Origin of the sequence: Pseudoalteromonas sp. S3178, assembly GCF_005886985.1 — a bacterium.
GTDB classification, from domain to species: domain Bacteria; phylum Pseudomonadota; class Gammaproteobacteria; order Enterobacterales; family Alteromonadaceae; genus Pseudoalteromonas; species Pseudoalteromonas carrageenovora.
Map to the genome: position 1 here is coordinate 1 of NZ_PNCW01000621.1, position 256 is coordinate 256.

Annotated in this window: 1 pseudogene; it reads right to left on the bottom strand. The window is 46.1% G+C overall.

Features of this window, described 5'->3' with window-relative positions:
• Window positions 1–256: pseudogene (locus CWC11_RS22490) on the bottom strand (flavin monoamine oxidase family protein); the annotation flags it as partial.

The window sequence follows — 256 nt, forward strand, 5'->3', positions numbered from 1 at the left end:
ACTTTACATACCTGTTCGCCTTTTTCGTTGGTCTCGTATTCAAGGCATTCTTTTTGATCGCATTCCGTGCCCATGTAATAAGTTTGACGGATTGGTAAGGCAGTGACAGAGCGACCAGCAACAAGGCCCAAACTGCGCCACCAAGGTTGCTCGTATGCCATAAACATCTTAATCGCTTTTTGGATAAGCACAGACGGAATGTTTTCTTTCAACCAAGGGTCGTCAAAGAACGGCGATTCAATCAGCTCAAGCGAGC